14 protein-coding genes are annotated in these 16,870 nt (G+C 51.5%); 6 read left to right on the plus strand and 8 right to left on the minus strand.

Annotated features, from left to right (window positions below):
- Positions 1-44 precede the first annotated feature (44 nt).
- Positions 45-1,610, plus strand: coding sequence for a YDG domain-containing protein (locus B9Y58_RS03350; RefSeq protein WP_073054205.1), 1,566 nt, complete (start codon positions 45-47; stop codon positions 1,608-1,610).
- Between the two features lie 60 nt (positions 1,611-1,670).
- On the opposite strand, the gene guaA is transcribed toward B9Y58_RS03350, so the two are convergent.
- Complete coding sequence (gene guaA / locus B9Y58_RS03355; protein ID WP_073054207.1) at positions 1,671-3,506, minus strand: glutamine-hydrolyzing GMP synthase; 1,836 nt, start codon at positions 3,504-3,506, stop codon at positions 1,671-1,673.
- Positions 3,507-3,526: 20 nt separating this feature from the next.
- Positions 3,527-4,993 (minus strand): leucyl aminopeptidase family protein, encoded by a 1,467-nt coding sequence (locus B9Y58_RS03360; RefSeq protein WP_073054209.1) that lies wholly within the window; start codon positions 4,991-4,993, stop codon positions 3,527-3,529.
- A 249-nt stretch (positions 4,994-5,242) separates the two neighbouring features.
- Here B9Y58_RS03360 and B9Y58_RS03365 point away from each other — a divergent pair, with 249 nt between their 5' ends.
- Complete coding sequence (locus B9Y58_RS03365) at positions 5,243-6,316, plus strand: outer membrane beta-barrel protein (protein ID WP_143154639.1); 1,074 nt, start codon at positions 5,243-5,245, stop codon at positions 6,314-6,316.
- Between the two features lie 3 nt (positions 6,317-6,319).
- The gene (locus tag B9Y58_RS03370; protein WP_073054213.1) at positions 6,320-7,291 is read left to right on the plus strand and encodes a calcium/sodium antiporter; all 972 of its coding nucleotides are present in this window, start codon (positions 6,320-6,322) and stop codon (positions 7,289-7,291) included.
- A 7-nt stretch (positions 7,292-7,298) separates the two neighbouring features.
- Here the strand turns inward: B9Y58_RS03370 and B9Y58_RS03375 are convergent, their stop codons facing one another.
- From B9Y58_RS03375 to serS, 4 genes are all read right to left on the minus strand, one after another.
- Entirely contained in the window at positions 7,299-8,543 is a 1,245-nt protein-coding gene (locus tag B9Y58_RS03375; protein WP_073054215.1) for a nucleoside recognition domain-containing protein, read from the minus strand.
- A 79-nt stretch (positions 8,544-8,622) separates the two neighbouring features.
- On the minus strand, positions 8,623-9,015 hold the full coding sequence (locus B9Y58_RS03380; protein WP_073054217.1) for a hypothetical protein: 393 nt from the start codon (positions 9,013-9,015) through the stop codon (positions 8,623-8,625).
- An 11-nt stretch (positions 9,016-9,026) separates the two neighbouring features.
- A complete protein-coding gene (locus tag B9Y58_RS03385) occupies positions 9,027-10,331 on the minus strand; it encodes a hypothetical protein (protein WP_073054219.1) in 1,305 nt (434 codons plus the stop codon).
- 246 nt (positions 10,332-10,577) lie between these two features.
- Positions 10,578-11,864 carry a serine--tRNA ligase gene (gene serS, locus B9Y58_RS03390; protein ID WP_073054221.1) on the minus strand — a complete coding sequence of 429 codons (1,287 nt, stop codon included), beginning with the start codon at positions 11,862-11,864 and terminating at the stop codon, positions 10,578-10,580.
- Positions 11,865-12,076: 212 nt separating this feature from the next.
- Here serS and B9Y58_RS03395 point away from each other — a divergent pair, with 212 nt between their 5' ends.
- Together B9Y58_RS03395 and lptE are read left to right on the plus strand one after the other, a co-directional pair.
- Positions 12,077-13,228, plus strand: a complete 1,152-nt coding sequence (locus B9Y58_RS03395; protein ID WP_083532192.1) for a T9SS type A sorting domain-containing protein — start codon at positions 12,077-12,079, stop codon at positions 13,226-13,228.
- A 63-nt stretch (positions 13,229-13,291) separates the two neighbouring features.
- Positions 13,292-13,804 carry an LPS assembly lipoprotein LptE gene (lptE, locus tag B9Y58_RS03400; RefSeq protein ID WP_073054225.1) on the plus strand — a complete coding sequence of 171 codons (513 nt, stop codon included), beginning with the start codon at positions 13,292-13,294 and terminating at the stop codon, positions 13,802-13,804.
- Between the two features lie 180 nt (positions 13,805-13,984).
- Here the strand turns inward: lptE and B9Y58_RS03405 are convergent, their stop codons facing one another.
- Together B9Y58_RS03405 and leuB are read right to left on the minus strand one after the other, a co-directional pair.
- The gene (locus B9Y58_RS03405; protein ID WP_073054227.1) at positions 13,985-14,476 is read right to left on the minus strand and encodes an NUDIX hydrolase; all 492 of its coding nucleotides are present in this window, start codon (positions 14,474-14,476) and stop codon (positions 13,985-13,987) included.
- Between the two features lie 170 nt (positions 14,477-14,646).
- Positions 14,647-15,738: a 3-isopropylmalate dehydrogenase gene (gene leuB / locus B9Y58_RS03410; protein ID WP_072797651.1), complete on the minus strand. Its 1,092-nt coding sequence runs from the start codon at positions 15,736-15,738 to the stop codon at positions 14,647-14,649.
- A 79-nt stretch (positions 15,739-15,817) separates the two neighbouring features.
- Between leuB and B9Y58_RS14335 the strand changes: the two genes are divergently transcribed.
- Complete coding sequence (locus tag B9Y58_RS14335; protein WP_143154640.1) at positions 15,818-16,870, plus strand: hypothetical protein; 1,053 nt, start codon at positions 15,818-15,820, stop codon at positions 16,868-16,870.

Genomic DNA, 16,870 nt, shown 5'->3' on the forward strand with positions numbered 1-16,870 from the left:
GTGATTGCTATATTTGACAAGAAATTTTTACAAGGAAATGGTGTATGAAAAAAATGGGTTCGCTTCTTTTAGCTTTGCCTTTAGCTGTTCATGCCGCCTGTGACCTGATGTTGAATGAGGTGGGCGAGTATGAAGTTGGGTCATTTGAAGACTTGACGAAGGTGGGTGTCGAGGATTGCGCTTTGGATGCAAACTACCGCTTGACTGCCGATATCGAAGTCCCTCCAAGCAATGACGAGTGGCACGGGTTTCCTCCGATAGGCGGCTTTGACTCCCCGTCCGGTTTTTCGGGCGAGTTCCATGGGGCAGGGCATAGAATCATTAATTTGAAACTTTATAACGATAATTATGAGGGCCTCTTTGGACAGGAAATGAACGGCCTTGTCGATAGTCTTGGCCTGGAAAACATCTTTCTCAATGGCGGCTATTATACGGGAGCCGTTGTTGGGTATGGTGGTTCCGGAACCATCAGGAATGTGTATGTGACCGGGACTGTCCAATTTATGGGGTATAAGCCGGAAGAATCATACATTGGCGGTATTGCCGGAACATTTTCTGGAAGCATCGAGAATTGTTACTTTATCGGCGAGATCCGTGAAACTTACCATATCGGCGGTATTGTTGGTAAGAATGGTGGAACCGTCAAAACAAGCTACGCCATCAATGAAGGAACCCTGAGCGGCATGCACAAGTCCGAATACGATATAGGCTCTGTGGTCGGCGTAAATGAAGTCACGGGCTCTGTAGAAAATTCGTACGGAATGACCTATGCCGATTGCAGTGGGCATAAGGTGGTGGGCTCGAATTTAGGTACCGTCGACGACAACAGTGCTTCGGTCGAGTGCTTTGATTACAACTACAACGGCGGCATGAAGTTCAAGGATTTCTTTGTCGGTTTTGACTTTGGCGATACATGGGGAATCACCGAAGGTAAAACATTTCCGTTCTTGAAGGCGAACCTGAAAGTTGTCAAGGGTGTGGTTCCTGTCTGGTACGCTAAGGAATACTGCACCGGTAAAGTTCTGGGTACTGGCATGGCGCTGATGCCGGAGGGCTTGGATGAACGGAACTATGGCGGAAAGTTCAATGTGGTGGAAATTGGTGACAAAATGGTGGTCGATTTCTCCGAAGTCTATGCACTGAATCAGAATGGCTACGCGTTTGTGAGTGATACGCTTGACATTCCTATTCAACCTTTGACTCTGAAGGTGAGTGGTCTTACCGTTGCAGACAAGGTGTATGACGGAACGACTAGTGCGGTTGTTTCTGGCGAAGCGAAACTTGAAGGCGTTTGCGAAAGTGACGAGGTCTTCTTGATGGGGACCCCGGTTGCCGAATTTGAAAATGAGAGAGATGGAAAGAACAAGAAGGTGATTCTTTCCGGCTTGACTTTAGCAGGCGATTCTTCTGTGCTTGTAAACTATAAACTTGTGATGCCTGAAATAAGCGCGACTATTACCGCTGCAGAAAGTTCCTCTTCTGCAGAATCTATTGTATATGGTTGTGCAAAGCGTGTTGACCAACCGTCAAAGATATATTTCGACGGTCATTCCGTGATTATGAAAAAGAATGGAATGCGCTTCGATTTGTTGGGCAACAAGCTCAAATAGAGTAGAGCATTTTTTGAAAAGAAAAAGCCGAGTGAGTTCATCTCATTCGGCTTTAAATTTTTACTCCCACTCAATTGTACCAGGGGGCTTGTGGGTCACGTCGTACCACAGGCTGCCGGCACCTTCTGCTTCGAACTTGCGCCAGAGTCCGGCCAGCATTCCCTGGTCGATTTCGGCGAAATTGGCAGTCATGGCTTCGGTGGAGTTCACCGGGCGCATCACGATGCAGGGCTTGTTAGCCGTACGGAGCGGGACGAGCACCACGGGCATCTGCCAGATTTTTTCGTACAGGTCGTTTGCCTGCAGGAATTCGGTGCAGATGTTGTCGAACTTGCGGAGTGTATCGAAGTTTTCGCGAGTGGCGTACTGTTCCACAAGCTTCGGGTCTTCATCTGCAACAGAACCAATCTGGTAAATCACGCGGTTGATGGCCTTGAAGCGGTTGGCAAGTTCGGTGGAGAACTTTTCGCAGTCCTTCCAGCTAAGGCCCGGAGTGGTGATGAGGAACGGCTGCGCGTAGGTGCGGCCGTCGCCCTGCACGCCCACGCTCTTGATGGGGAGCAGGCGGCCTGCTATGTTGTTTGCCTTCAGGTAGTCGGCGAGGCTCTGGCCATTTGTGTCACGAACGTCTTCGAACTTCACCATATCGTCGGTGAGCTTGCCTTCGCTGCAGAGCAGGCGAACGCCGAGGCCCGGACCCGGGAACGGGTGACGCCACACGAGGTTGTGCGGAATGCCGAGTTCTTCGCCGAGGGCGCGGACTTCGTCCTTGTACAGGTCGGCGAGCGGTTCGAGCACGAGTCCCTTTTCCATGAGATCCAAAACTTCTTGCACGCGGTTGTGGTGCGTCTTGATTTTGTCGGCGTTCTTGGTGCCGCCGCTTTCGATGGTGTCGGGGTAGATGGTGCCCTGCGCCATCATCCACTGGTTCGGATCGAGGTTGAGTTTCGCCATTTCCTCGTCCTTCACCGTCAAGAATTCCTTACCGATGATTCCGCGCTTGGTTTCCGGTGCGGTCACGCCCTTGAGCTTTGCGAGGAAGTGTTCGCTTGCATCGCGGACCTTGAGGTTGTTCATGCCTTCCTTCGTGAGGAAGTCCATAATCTTCTGGGATTCGCCGAGGCGCATCATGCCGTTATCCACATGCAGGCCGAGAACCTTTTCCGGTCCGAGCACGCGGTTCAGGAGCACGAATGCAACGGTGGAGTCCACGCCGCCACTCACGAGCAGGAATACCTTGCGGTCCTTGACCTGTTCCTTGATGCGTTCCGTGATGAGCGGCAGGTAGCTCTTCATGTTCCAAGTCTTCTTGGCACCCGTGAAGTCCACGAAGTTCTCGAGCAGCTTCATGCCGAACTTGCTGTGGGTGACTTCGGGGTGGAACTGGATGCCGAAAATCTGGCGTTCGGGCTTGTCGCTGTCGAAAGCGACGGCCGCGATTTCGCAGTCCTTGGTGCTCGCCACAATTTTGTAGCCCTCGGGGAGCTTCGTGACCTGGTCGCCGTGGCTCATCCACATGGGGCTAGCTTTCGGGAGTCCCTTCAGAATCGGGCAATTCTCGTCACCTACAATAAGGTCGGCGATGCCGTATTCCTTCACCTTGCCCGGTTCCACGTGACCGCCCAGCTGCTGGGCAATGAGCTGGTGACCGTAGCAGATGCCGAGTTTGGGCACCGGCAGGTTCAGAATTTCGGGATTGTATTCCGGGGCATCGGCCGCATACACGCTGCTGGGACCGCCGCTGTAAATGATTCCCTTCACGCCTTCGAGTTCGCTGACGGGAGCGGCGGGAGAGTGGATTTCGGTAAACACGCCCAGGCGACGCACGCGGTTAGCAATCAGGTGGGCGTACTGCCCGCCAAAGTCCAAAACTGCAATAGTATCGACGTTTTTCATACAGTCTCAAAGATAGAAATTTACTCGGCTGCGCTAAATTCGCGGGCAAGTTGAATCAGTGTCTGCACACCGAATCCAGTCGCGCCGTATTCGGTGTATTTCCACTTCTTGTCGACGAATGCGGTGCCTGCAATATCCCAGTGCGTCCAGGCGGTGTTTTCGGGCACGAATTCCTGCAGGAAAAGCGCTGCAGAAATGGCACCTGCGTCGCTGCCGGTGTTCTTGAGGTCGGCGAAGTGATCCTTGAGCGCGTCGGCGTATTCTTCTTCGAGCGGCATGCTCCAGAACTTTTCGCAGCAGGCTTCGCCGCAGTTGATTACCTTCAGGCCCAAGTCGTCATCGTTGCTGAAGAATCCCGTGACGGCATAGCCGAGGGCGCGGACCATGGCGCCCGTAAGGGTGGCGAGGTCCACGATGTGCGTTGCGCCGATGAGGCCCGCTTCGGCAAGTCCGTCGCTTAAGACCAGGCGGCCTTCGGCGTCGGTGTTGTCGACCATGACGGTCTTGCCGTTCTTGGCGGTAAAGATGTCGCCCGGCAGCACGGACTTATTACCAATGGCGTTTTCGGCGAGGCAGCAGACGGCGCTCACGCGAATCGGGAGCTTGAGCGTAGCGATAGCCTGGATGGCGGCGAGCGCGGTCGCTGCACCGCTCATGTCGCTGATCATTTCGGGCATGGATTTAGGCGGTTTCAGGCAGAGTCCGCCGGTATCAAAAGTGAGTCCCTTGCCGACAATCACCAAGTGGTCCTTGGAGGTGCGCTTGCTGGGCTTGTATTCAAGCGTAATCATGTGCGGCTCGTGCGAGCTGCCCTTGCCGACGGTCACGTGGCCCATGAAGCCTTCCTTTTCGAGCTGCTTCATGTTGCGAACCTTGATGCTTAAGCCTTCGGTGTACTTGGCGACGGTCTTTGCGCGTTCCACGAATTTGGCGGGGTAGAGGTCGGATGCACTTGTGTTGATTAAGTTCTTGGCAAGCGTAATGGCCTTCTGTTCTACGGCGACGTCTTCGGCAATCTTCTTGAATTCCTTGACGTGTTCGCCGGCAACGATTTCGTAGGTCACCTGGAAGTTCGGCTTTTGTTTGCTCTTGTAAGCGTCGAACTTGTAGTCGGCGTAATGCAGGCCGTGCAAAATGGCCTTGAACTGTTCATCGGCCGCGTCGGCGAGGAACAGGCTTACGCAGGGAATCTGCTTCTTCATCGCCTTTTTGGCGAGACGGTAGGCGGCCATGCGCAGGTGGTCGAGGGCGGAAAGGCCGCGCTCCTTGGCGGCGTCTACAAAGAAGGTGTTGCAGCCGTCGATTTCTAGGTATTCGAGGTCTTCGAAGGGGCCTTCCTTCATGCCCTTCAGAATGGTTTCGACCTGTTCTTCGCCTTCGGGGGAGAGAACGGTTGAAAATTGAACAGATTCTTTGACATAAAACAGGGCGTATGCCTTGCTGTCAACGTTTTTGAGATTTTCGGAAGAAACGATATTCAGATTCATGCCTCAAATGTAGTAAATATAGGAAGTTGGCAGTAGGAAGTAGACAGTAGGAAGTAGACAGTAGGAAGTAGACAGTAGGAAGTAGGCGGTAGGAAGTAGGCGGTAGGAAGTCGGAAGTAGGTTGGCTTATGCTTCGGGTTCTTGGTGACGCTTGATACCTTTTTATTGTCACCTCGTCACTTTTTTGGGGAGTCCTTTTGCAATTTACTTCAAAAAATGCTATAATGAAGTTGTAAAATGGAGGTTCAAATGAATCGTAAACTTACTGGTATTCTTAGCGTTCTAGCCCTTTCGGCGATGTCTTTTGCCCAGGCTCCCGCAGCCGCCCCTGCTGCAACTGCTGCTCCTGCTGAACAGGCTCCTGCAGCTGCTCCGGCAGAAGAATCTGCTCCTGTTGCCGTTCGTGGCGCAGACGCAGCCGCTCCCGTTGCCGCTGAACAAACTGCAGCCCCTGCTGAACAGGCCGCTCCTGCCGCTGTAGCTGCTGCTCCCGCAGCCCCCGCTGAAGAACCTGTTGCAGAACCTGCCGTGGTTGTTGCTCCCAAGGCTGTTCGCGGAGCCGATAACAAGGATGTCGGTCCTTCTTCTGAAGCCGCCCAGCGTTTCCGTGATGCTCGCAATACCGTTTATTACGAAACAGTCTATACACGTGAAGACGGCGTTCCTGTCCGTACCGTTTATGTTGCCGAACGCGAAGGAAAGGACACGGTTACCCTCGATGAACTTAGGGGCCTTTATCCTATGAAGTTTAAGATCGGTGCCCGCGGTTCTGTGGGTGCTTACCAATTGGCCGGTAACGATTGGGACAGCGACCAGTATAGTGGTGTAACCTGGAGAGCGGGTCTTGTATCTATCATTCCGCTGAACCTTTATACGATGGGTATTAAGCTTGGCGTACTTTTTGAACAGAGCAAGGCTAGTGAATCCTATTATGTAGGCATTGATGAAATTCCTACGAGTTACAGATTCAGTCAAAAGAAAATCGATATTCCGGTTCTCTTTACGTTCAAGTCCGCTTCATCAAGGTTCTTCTTTGATCTCGGTGTCGAAATGTCGATCCCGCTGTACGACAAGCTTCGCGTTTCTTATACCGACCGTAATGACAATAAACATTCGGAACGAATCGATTTGATTGACGACTATCGTTCTGAATTGGATTGGGCTTTTGTTTTTGGTTTCTCGATTATGGCAAACGACTACTTGTCGCTTGACATTAGTGCCAACCTGGGTGTGTCCGATTTGTACGACGGTCATCGTAAGAACATGAATATGAACTTGGATGCCTCTTCGCTCAACTTGGGAATTTCCGTTTACCCGTTCTAATATATGATTCTTGCCATTGTCGCTGTAATTCTTGGCCTTGCGGTTCTCGTCTGGAGTGCTGATAAATTTGTGGACGGAGCCGTAGGTATTGCCGAATTTTGCGGCATGTCTACACTTCTGATTGGTATGGTAATCGTAGGCTTTGGAACGTCGGCTCCGGAGCTTACGGTTTCTGCTATATCGGCTTCTCAAGGGAATCCTGCACTGGCACTGGGTAATGCCTACGGCAGTAACATTGCAAATATCGCTTTGATCCTTGGTGCGACTGCGCTTATTTCTCCGATTCTAATGCAGCGCTCCGTGATTCGCGGTGATTTGCCGATTCTGATCGCTGTGTCGTTGCTTTCTATTGCATTAGTGTGGGATGGTAGCGTGGTGCGCTGGAATGGCGTACTTTTGCTGGTTGTCTTTGCGCTGGTCATGGCTTACAGCATTTGGCGTGAATTGAAAAAGGCTAGGGTCGAGGCATCAAATTCTGTTGAAGAAGAATCCGCCGGAAAACAGACTTCCTTAGGCAAATCCATTTTCTGGCTTGTCTTGGGGCTTGCCTTGCTGGTGGCTAGTTCTCGAGCTCTCGTTTGGGGGGCTGTCGAAATTGCCCGTACGCTTGGCGTGAGTGACTTGTTGATTGGTCTTACGATTGTCGCTATCGGTACATCTTTGCCGGAACTGGCAAGTTCCATTGCTGCGGCGCGCAAGGGCGAAAACGATCTTGCCTTGGGCAATATTATCGGTTCTAACCTGTTCAATACGCTTGCGGTGGTGGGCCTAGCGGCAACTATTTCTCCGATGGATGAAATTGAAAAGGCGGTCACTTATCGCGACATGCCTTTGATGACTGCTTTGACGGTTGCCTTGATTGTGCTTGGCTTTAGGCGTAAAGGCGAGGGGCGTTTAAACCGTATCGCCGGTGCAATTCTTTTAGCGGTTTATGTTGGCTACCTAGCCCTGCTTATAGCACAAGCGAAAGGCTAGTCGCTTTTTAATTGGGTGGGAAGAACAGGTAGGCGATGGCGATGGCTGCAATCACGCCTGCCGCATCTGCAATTAAAGCGCAGGTAACAGCGTGGCGGGTCTTCTTGACCCCGACCGATCCGAAGTACACGGCGATGATGTAGAAAGTCGTGTCGGCGGCTCCCTGGAACATGCAACTGAGGCGTCCGGCAAAGCTGTCGGGGCCTAGAGTCTTCATTGCATCGATCATCATGCCGCGGGCACCGCTACCGCTCAGGGGCTTCATGATGGCGGTGGGGAGTGCGGGCACAATATCGCTACCGGCACCGCAAAGTCCGAGAATCCAGGAAACTCCGTTCAGTAACAAATCCATAGCGCCGCTGGCACGGAAAACGGCGACACCTACAAGGATTGCCACCAAGTTCGGAATAATCATGACGGCGGTATGGAAACCGTCCTTGGCGCCTTCTACGAAGGCTTCGTAAGCTTGAATCTTCTTGTAGACAGCCAGCCCGAGGAAGGCCACGATAATTCCGAACAGGGCGATACCGCTAATCAAAAGGCTTGTGGTGCCGATTGCTTCGGCCGTCAGGTGGCTGAAGTAGACCATGATAGAAATAACGCAAGCCGAAAGTCCGCCGAGCCAGGCGACTGTTACCGGATCCTTGAGCTTGACCTTCTGGAAAAAGCTGAGGGCGACAATGCCTGCGATAGTGCTGAAGAACGTAGAAAGCAGGAGCGGAAGGAATACGTCGCTTGGATTGGATGCTCCCATCTGCGCGCGGTAAGTCATAATGCTCACCGGAATCAGCGTAAGGCCGCTCGCGTTCAGCACCAGGAACATAATCTGGGAATTGCTTGCGACGGACTTGTCTTCGTTCGGGTTGATTTCTTGCAGCTGTTTCATGGCCTGTAAGCCCATCGGAGTGGCGGCGTTATCGAGTCCGAGCATGTTGGCGCTGATGTTCATGAGCATGGTGCCAATCACCGGGTGGTTCTTTGGAATTTCGGGGAAGAGCCTGCTGAACAGAGGCGAGACAATCCTTGCAAGAATCTGGACCGCACCAGCTTTTTCGCCAATCTTCATGATGCCAAGCCAAAGGCTCAAGATGCCTGTAAGGCCAATCGCGATTTCGAAAGCCGTCTTGGACATGTCGAATGCACCGAGGATTGCCTTGTTGAATATTCCGGAGTCGCCAAAAGCGATCCATTGGACCATGCAGGCGACAAACGCGCCAAAGAAGAATACGAGCCAGATAATGTTTAAAACCATGGCCTGAAAAATAAAAAAAGGCGAACCATTTGATTTTCTCAAAGGTTCGCCTTTAATAGTTGATGGGTTTGTTTTCGACTTAGTCTTCGTCGTCGTCCATAGACATGAACTGAATCAACATTTCGCAAGTCATTTCACCTTGATAAACGTAGAAGGTGGTACTCTTGTCGCCAATGTCGCACTTCTTTCCGCCAGCGGGACACTTGTCTAAGAGAATTCCTTCGTTTTCTTCGTTGCATTCGCTTTTAATCGACTTGTCTGTCGTTTCGGCACAGAAAGCACCGGACGTATGCTTACAGGCAACAATGCTACCCGAAGAACCTGCAGGGGTATCTTCATTTTCGATAACGGAGGGAGAATCGTTTCCGTCGTTATCAACGTTGTTGATACGTGATTCGCCAGAGCCCTTGCCGGAGCAAGCTGCCAAGGCAAGCAGGCTGAATCCCAAAATAATCTTTGCAACGGATTTCATGTTAGCCTCACTTAGAACACGAGGAAGATGCCGAGGTTACCGACGAGGCCGGACCATGTATCGTTGTTCAGGTTGTCAGCAACAGAAGCTTCGATAACCAGGTGGTCGTAGCTGAAGCGGAGACCGGCGCTGGCGTTCGTCGTGTTGGTGCGCATAGAGATGATGGAGGTGTCGTTGTTGGCTGCACCTTCTTCGATGGATTCGGTCTTGTAGTCGATGACCTTCCAAACGAAGGCTGCGCTACCGAAGAGGATCCAGTTTTCGTTGAGGGCCATTTCGGCGAGGATGTTCGGTGTAGAGAACAGGCCGAAGTCGTAGGTGTTGGTGGTCTGGTTGCCGTTTTCGATTTCATCGAAGATGTAGACCGGCAAGCGGTTGTTCAAGCCAAGGAACACCTGAGCGTTTTCAGCAGTGAAAACCGGGAAAGAGAAGTCGAAACGCGGCTGGATGAGGATGTAGGCGTTGTTGTTGGTGGTTTCGGTAGTGGTGTTACCGGCCTTTACGCGGCGATCGCTCTTCTGGCGCAAGAAGTCGAGGCCAGCAGCCCAAGCAAAGTTCGTAGCGGACGGACCGTTAGAGAGGGTCACGCTAGCACCGAGATCCCAGAAGTCCGGATCGTCTTCGGTCTTGTTGCCGTTGTTGTCGGTTTCGACGTCGGTTTCTTCATCGAAGGTGAGCCAGTAGACGTTAGCAACGATGTCGAAGGTTCCGAGAGGAGCGCCGAACTTCACGTTGATGTAGTCGCCTGCAGCGGTCGTGGATTCGTCGCGGGTGTTCTTGACGTTGGCGGCCTTCTGTTCGTTAGAAGTCCAGGTCTTGTCGATGGCGAGGTCAACAGCGACACCGAAAGCGGGAGTAGCGATACCGGCAGTGAACATGCCGAGACCTGCTCTGTTGTCAAAAGCGAGGAGGTAGGTCATGCTGCTGGAGCCGAGAGCGAGAACGCCTTCTTCACCAGTCGGTTCAACGTAGAACAGCTTGCGGCCGTTCATCTTGTAGACTGCGTTCATGTCGCCATCGATGGTAGAAGCGCCGAACTGGTTGTTGACGGTGTTGTAAGCATTACCGTGGAGAACGTTGAACTTGCCAGTAGCGGCCGGAGTCGGAACGCTTTCGGAGGCGGCAGGAGCTTCGAAGCTGGTTGTAGAAGAAGATTCAGCTGCGGGTGCCGGTTCAGGTGCCGGAGCGGCAGGAGCTTCTTCTTCCTGAACGCTTTCGGTAGAGGAGGTGGATTCTTCATATTCGTCGTCATAGTCCTGAGCAACGGCAGCAGACACTGCGAGTGCAGAGACGACAGAAATAAGCTTAATATTCATTCGTATCTCCTTACGAGAGAGGATTTGGGGGTTGATTTTAAGAGAAATATAATAAAATGGTTATGACTATGCAAGTCATAACCATATACTTTGTACTCAGCCTTCAATACGTCTGTATTGAAAAAAGTTTACTTATGAGACCGCTCGTGCTAGAGTCAAATGAAAAAATATGATAAGCACTCGCTCTCGCCACCACGACTGATTTGAATCAGTCGCTTGTGGCTCACGTAAAACTACTTTAACGAATTACTTCTTCGGTTCGATAACTTCGAGCCCGCCCATGTACGGACGCAGCACTTCAGGAATCTTGAGAGAGCCGTCCTTCTGCTGGTAGTTGTCGCAGATGCCGACCATCACGCGCGGAGTGGCGAGGCCGGAACCGTTCAGCGTGTGGACGTAGACGTTCTTGCCGTTAATCTTCGTCTTGATGTTTGCGCGGCGGGCCTGGTAGTCTTCGAAGTTCGAGCAGGAGCTGACTTCGAGCCACTTCTTTTCGACCGGAGCGTAAACTTCGAGGTCATAGCACTTGGCGGCACCGAAACCGAGGTCGCCCTTGCAGAGGGCCAAGCGGTGGTAGGGGAGGCCGAGCTTTTCCAGGAGCTTTTCGCCGAAGCGGGTGAGCTCTTCGTGGTCTTCGTAGCTGTGTTCGGGGTGAGCGAAGTAGACCATTTCGACCTTGTTGAACTGGTGCAGGCGCAGCAGTCCGCGGGTGTCCTTGCCGTAAGAGCCAGCTTCGCGGCGGAAGCAGGCGGAGTAGGCGCAGATGCGCTTCGGGAGTTCGGATTCCGGAATCACTTCGCCGGAGTAGAGGTTAGTCAGAGGCACTTCTGCGGTCGGGATGAGGAACAGGTCGTCGTCTTTGTCGCAGCGGTACATGTCTTCTTCGAACTTCGGGAGCTGGCCCGTGCCGCGCATGGTGTTGCGAGTCACCAAGTACGGCGGCGTGAATTCTTCGAAGCCGTTCTTCATGTGTTCGTCGAGGAAGAATTGGATGAGGGCACGTTCCAGGCGGGAACCGAGACCGCGGTAAACCGGGAAGCCGGAACCGGAAATCTTTGCGCCACGTTCGAAGTCAAAAATGCCGAGGCGTTCGCCCAAAGTCTTGTGGTCCACGCGGGCGAAGTCGTCGTTCTTGGTGTAGTAGTCGGCGGGAATCGGGCCGTCTTTTTCGACCACGTTGTCGCTAGAGTCCTTGCCTTCCGGAGAACGCGGAGCGATGTTCGGCACGTGCATGAGCATTTCGGTCTGCTTGTAGTCGAGTTCCTTGAGCTTCTTGTCGAGTTCGTCGATCTTGTTGCCGAGTTCGCGTGTGGCGGCCTGAGCTTCGTCTGCGTTTTCGCCCTTCTTCTTGAGTTCGCCAATGCGCTTGGACTGTGCGTTGCGTTCGCTCTTGAGGCGTTCGACTTCAGTGAGGAGCGGGCGGCGTTCGTTATCGACGGCGAGCACGTCACGAAGGCTTACGGTCGTATATTTCTTTTCGGTTTCAGCAATGTAGTATTCCGGATTTTCACGGATCTTTTTGATATCAAGCATTTGATTGCCTCGGATGATAAAAATTTTACGCGGAAAAGATAGTTAATTCGGAATTCGGATTTCGAAATTCGGATTTCAAAATGCTGAAAAAAGGAGTGCAAATTAATTTTCTGTGTTGTCTTTTGCAACAACACAATTGAATCGTGGAATGTTTTAATCCTATTTTTTCGGTATATATTATCCCTAGGTATCATATACATAGGGAGTGAAAAATGAAATACTTGTTACCAATTTTGGCAGCAGCGTCGATGTCTTTTGCCCAATGGGGCGGCTGGGGCGGAGGCGGTGGAGGAAAAACTCTTAACGACTACAAAAAGATGTCCGTTTCGGGTCGAGAAATCCATGTCTATGCCCCGTCGGATCTTAAGGAAAATAGCCCGTTGCTCATTTCATGTCACGGTATGGACCAGGACCCCAATTACCAGCAATCCAACACCCACTGGGAAGCTGTAGCCGATACGGCGGGCTTTGTGGTTGTTTACCCGAGAGGCGGTACGGGCATGAGTACCTGGGATATCCAGGGCGATAAGGATACCAAGTGGATGACCGAAATCATCGACCAGATGTACACCGACTACAAGATCGATAAGAAACGCGTGTATCTTTCTGGCTTCTCGATGGGTGGCATGTTCACCTATCATTCTATGAGCAAGATTGCCGACAAGATCGCCGCCTTTGCGCCTACTTCTGGTACGAACGTGTTCGGTGCGTCCAAGGCGATGCGTCCGGTGCCTATCATCCATCCGCATGGAACTAACGATGATGTGCTGAATTACAGCCAGGTGGAAGGCTTCATCAAGAATTACCGTGACCAGTTCAACTGCCCGGCTCAGGCAAAAGAAGAAACGAATTATCCCAATGCCGAAAATAATGGTGCTACGATGTACACTTGGGGCCCTTGCGACAAGGGTGTCTATATTAAGCACTTGAAGCTCCCTGGCCGTGGTCACAGCCCCTCCAAGGCAGATGTCTCCGATATCTGGAACTTCATCAAGCAGTGGGATGTAAACGGCCTTATTAGCGAAAAGCCTGAACCGGAATCCTCTTCTAGCGAAGTGGCGTCTTCTTCTTCTGAAGCTCCGAAGTCCTCTAGCAGTGTAAAGCCCGCAGAATCTTCTAGCTCGGGTAATCCTCAGGCTTTGCTCGAAGATCTTAGCTTGGCCTCGGTCTCTGTCTATAAGTCTTCAGACAACAGCATCATGGTTGCTAACGCTCAGGGCAAGTCCATCACCGTGTTCAATAGCCTTGGCAACGTCGTTAGCACGACGACCCGTGGCATTGCAGGCGCCCAGAAGGTTTACACTGGAGCCAAGGGCGTGTACATTGTGAAGGTCGGTTCTAGAACGTTCAAGACCTCGCTTTAAGAATTAACCAAATTCTTGCCTTAAAGACACTCCCTTTGGGAGTGTTTTTTTTAAATTTGCAATATGTTTTCTAGGAACGTGTCTCGTTTACTTTGTTTAGTCGCTGTCGCTCTATTTGCGGGGCTTTTGAGTGGTTGCTACAGCTTTACGGCGTCGACGCTCCCGAGCCATATCAAGACGGTCAAGATTCACGAAGTCGAAGACAAGACGCTTGACCCGGTGCTTGCCAACAACATTCGTGAGGGCGTGGTCGAGATGTTCCGCAAGAATGCAGGCGGCGTGCGCCTTGTAACCGGTGACGCCACGGCAGACTTCGAGATGACTCTCTTAAGCTATACGAACAAGCCCGAAAACTACAACAGCAACAGCGATGTCGAAACATACCGCGTGACAATCCGCGTGAGCGTCAAGTTCTTTGATAACGTGAAGGATAAGGTGATTTACGAATCTAAGTCTCTCAGTGCAGAAGGCACCTACGACGTGCAGGCGAATGAAACTGAAGACCGTCATGGCCAGGCCCGCGCCATTGAAAAACTCCAAGACCTGATTATCACAAATGCATTGGCAAAGTGGTAAAAAAATACACCGCCTTTGATAGAATCTCGGGCGGTGCTAGGGGTTGGTTTGGATATCTATAATGTAAAATTATTACACAAAAAAGGTCATAGAAAATCTTGTAAAATATTTTTTCACAATGACTTACGTGTTTTTTTGCGTGTAAATGTAACTTTTTCCCCCGCTTTTTAAAGGGCGCGATTACCCTTGTGTGACGTCGCTCACGGTCACGGGTTCTTCGTTCAGCAAGGCTTCGGTCAGGGAGCTTCCCTTGTAGGTGAGCTTGAGTGAAAAGAAAGGCGCGCCTCGTTCAAGGAGTGCCAAGAAAATGAGGTCGCCGTCCCAGTGGGGGAGCTTGGCCACGTCTTCCTTGGCAACCCATTCGAGCGTGCCTTCGTCGCATTCCTTGAGCGTGCCGGTAAACTCGGTCGCCGTGAACAGGTGCATGAACTCGGTCTGGTCCATGCCGTCGCTAATGAAGGTGACAATCCCTCTGTACTTGGGGCGAATCAGCGTGAGGCCCGTTTCTTCGAGAGCCTCGCGCTTGATGCAGTCCTCGGGAGATTCCCATTCCTCGAACTTGCCGCCAATGCCGATCCACTTGTCCTTGTTGATGTCGTTTTTCTTCTTGACGCGGTGGAGCAGCAAGTACTTGCCGTCTTGTTCGATGTAGCAGAGGGTTGTGTTGAGCATTTTAGTAGACAGTAGGAAGTAGACAGTGATTAGTGTGAGCAAAAAGCGACCGGTATTAACCGGTCGTGTTTGCGATTAGCCCAAAGCCTTGATCCGTGAGCCACAAGCGGCTCGTCTTAACGAGCCGTGGTGGCGAGAGCACTTGCCAATCGTAGGTTCTATAGTAGCACTTAGGCAAGTGCGGCTATGATAGCGTCGCCCATGCCGGTCGTGCCGACCTTGGTGCAGCCTTCCTGGTAGATGTCGCCAGTGCGGAAGCCCTGGGCAATCACCTTTTCGCAGGCAGCTTCGATAGCCTTGGCCGCTTCTTCTTCCTTGAAGGTGTAGCGAAGCATCAAAGCCACGGAGAGAATCTGTGCGAGCGGGTTAGCGATACCCTTGCCCGCGATGTCCGGAGCGGAACCACCGGCCGGTTCGTAGAGGCCGAAAGAACCTTCGGCGATAGAAGCGGACGGGAGGAGACCCATGGAACCGGTGAGCATGGCGCATTCGTCGGTGAGGATGTCGCCGAAGAGGTTCGGGCAGAGCAGCACGTCGAATTCGCGCGGGCGCTTCAGGAGCTGCATGGCAGCGTTGTCCACGTAGAGGTGTTCGAGAGTCAGTTCCGGGTAGTCCTTGATGACTTCGTTCACGACTTCGCGCCAGAGCACGCTCGTGGTGAGCACGTTGGCCTTGTCGATGGAGGCGACCTTCTTGTTGCGGAGCATGGCGGCGTCAAAGGCGAAGCGGGCAATGCGTTCGACTTCGTAGCGGCTGTACTTCATGGTGTCAAAGCCGATTTCTTCCTTGGAGCCCGGAACGCCTTCGCGGCCCTTCGGCTGGCCAAAGTAAACGTCACCCGTCAGTTCGCGGACGGTGAGGATGTTGAAGCCGTCGCCAACGATGTCAGCGCGGAGCGGGCATGCGCCTGCGAGTTCCTTATAGACGCGGGCCGGGCGGAGGTTGCAGAAAAGCTTGAAGTGCTTACGGAGCGGCAGAAGTGCACCGCGTTCCGGCTGCAGGTTCGGGGGGAGGTGTTCCCACTTCGGACCACCCACAGAACCGAAAAGAATACAGTCAGAAGCTTCGCCCAGCTTGAGGGTGCTTTCCGGCAGCGGAGAACCGCTTTCGTCGTAGGCGGCACCACCGACGTTTGCCCATTCGGCGTTCACGTCGAAGCCGAACTTCTTGGAAACCACGTCCAGCACGCGGACAGCTTCTTTCATGACTTCGGGGCCGATACCGTCGCCCGGAAGCACTGCAATCTTGTAATTCTTGCTCATTGTTAATCCTTGGTTTATAATTTGAACGGCTCAAATTTAGTAAAATTATGGGTGAAGGGCGCTTTTTTGCGGGTGATGTATGCTTTATAGAGTTCTGATTCTTTTGATTTTGGCGGTTTTGGCTGGGTGTCACCCAAAGCCAAAGTGCTCTCCTTCGGGATGGTGCCCTAATGAAGTGAGTCCCGGAATCTCGGAACAACAGTATCACAACAGTTTGGAATATTGCTCTTCTTGGATTAATTCGCACTCTAACAGAGCCGATTTTATTGACACTATACCCCGTAAAGCGTTACTGTACAAGGCGTGTTCGACGAGTGTAGAAGGAGAGAACCTGTGGTATCCCTGCGATTTAGACACCTCATTACTTGTTCGAATTCTTAAAAATTTTAATTCTCGTGATCCTGTAAAAGATTTGGAAACAAGGGTGAATCATATTTCATATGCAGATATGGTGCTTAACTCTGGTGTTGTAGGCTTTTCTCATCTTTATCAGAATGAAGATGGATCCTATGATGCAATTTGTGCTTCCAAAGATAGCGTGAAGTGCGATTTTTTGTATGCTAATGTTGTTGTTTCTAAAAAGATGAAGCCATCTGCTAAATATTGGCCAAAGAAATACAATTTCTTGATTGGCGAAGATTTTGGTGCAAAAGATGAACTTTCTGCATTGCTTGATTCGGTGTATGAAAAAGAAATCTATGTGAAGGAAAGTGCGCGAGATTCCTTAATAGACTTTGACATGTGTTATAAGGATGGATTTGCAGAACCTTGTATCATGGATTCTGCTGTCGTGGAACATGTTCGTAAAGTTATAAAAAGGCGGCTAGATACTTTAGTCTCATTTACCTATCAGTATGGGAGTTGGTATACAGATCAATTCTTTGCAGGGAGCGTTTCCAGCAAACATCAATGTTATTCTAAAGATGGAATTCATTGCTCGGAGTTATTTGCTCTGGTTCGCTGGAATGATGAAATGCATTGGCAGATTGACACAAAGTCTCTGGGCGTATGTCGCTTTGATTTAGGGGATTTGTATTATTCCTGTCGAGATGAATTGGCTAGCGATGTGATTTGGCATGACGGATTGTCCATCTATAAGAAAGATGGTACGTTTGTGAGAAACGTGCCATAA

It is taken from the genome of Fibrobacter sp. UWB15, from assembly GCF_900177705.1.
In the GTDB taxonomy this organism is placed as follows: domain Bacteria; phylum Fibrobacterota; class Fibrobacteria; order Fibrobacterales; family Fibrobacteraceae; genus Fibrobacter.